Raw genomic sequence first — 1,277 nt, 5'->3', positions numbered from 1 at the left:
ATGTTAACACCAGAAGATAATCAATTACTAACTCAAACAAATGCAGGCACACCCATGGGTGACGTGTTTCGGAGATATTGGATACCAGCACTTCAAACAGAGGAGTTGGTAAGTGATGGAAAGCCACAACGCGTGAAATTGCTAGGTGAAGACTTAGTCGCGTTCCGAGACACAGAAGGTAAGGTGGGTCTCATCGATGAGCGGTGTCCACACCGTGGTACTTCACTTTACTATGGCATTAACGATGGTTGCGGTCTTAGATGTATGTATCATGGCTGGAAGTTCAATACAGATGGAGAATGTATGGAGATTCCATCGGAACCGACGGATGGAAAGTTCAGAGAATCGATTCAATTAACAAGTTACCCAACAAAAGAAGTAAGCGGGATTATTTGGACATACATGGGTCCCAAAGAATCTGAACCGGCGTTTCCAGATTTCTATTGGATGGGTCTTCCACGAGAAAACAATTTGGTAGAACGCGTATGGCAAGAATGTAACTATGCACAAGCGATGGAAAATGATTTGGATTTTGTTCATGCGGCATTTTTGCATAAAGCACATGCAACACAAGAAGTGGAAGACGGCATTTTAAGTAGTGATTTAGGTATTGATCCAAATCATCCACTTGTAAAAAATCCTCCCGTAAAACAATCAGTACAAGATACGAACTATGGGAAGCGGTGCATCGCTGTTGGAATTGGAACAGAAGAAGAGAATGCTTTTATGGAAATTCATTACATCTTCCCATTCTACACATATCCGCCACGCTTTGGTGGAGAGGATGGTATGTGGCATGCATTTGTTCCGCGAGATGATCATAGTACATGGACGTGGGATGTGCAATTCGCGCATGATCGGAAGATTGACGTAGAAGCACAACATGCCCGCCGCGGCTTGAAATTGGATGAAGATCTAAGAAAAGTTGTCAATTCAGACGTCGAATATAATCAAGACCGAAACCTGCAAAAGACGGGTAATTTCACAGGTATTCGCGGGATTGCAAACCAGGATCATGCAGCTACAGAAACGATGGGGACAATTGTAGACCGTACACGGGAACGATTGGGAACAAGTGATTTACCGATTATTCATATGCGCCGGATATTACTACAACAAGCGAAGGCATTCCGAGAGGGGCAAGATCCGATGTCATTGGAAAACAGATCACTAAAAACGTTGTATAGTGAAGGGCTTTATGATGACAATGAAAAAAAGTGGCAAGAAGCCTTTCCATTAAAAGAGCAGTTTGAAAAGAAGAAACAGGTAGTAGAACA

At 42.8% G+C, this 1,277-nt stretch carries 1 protein-coding gene; it reads left to right on the top strand.

What is annotated here, in order from left to right:
- Positions 1–1,277 (top strand): Rieske 2Fe-2S domain-containing protein (locus tag CSV68_RS16465; RefSeq protein ID WP_099662663.1); only part of this gene is annotated, 1,277 nt, incomplete at both ends.

This window comes from Sporosarcina sp. P29 (genome assembly GCF_002743265.1).
Lineage (GTDB): Bacteria > Bacillota > Bacilli > Bacillales_A > Planococcaceae > Sporosarcina.
The sequence above is the reverse complement of the archived record's forward strand: the minus strand, read 5'-3'. Positions and strand labels throughout refer to the sequence as shown.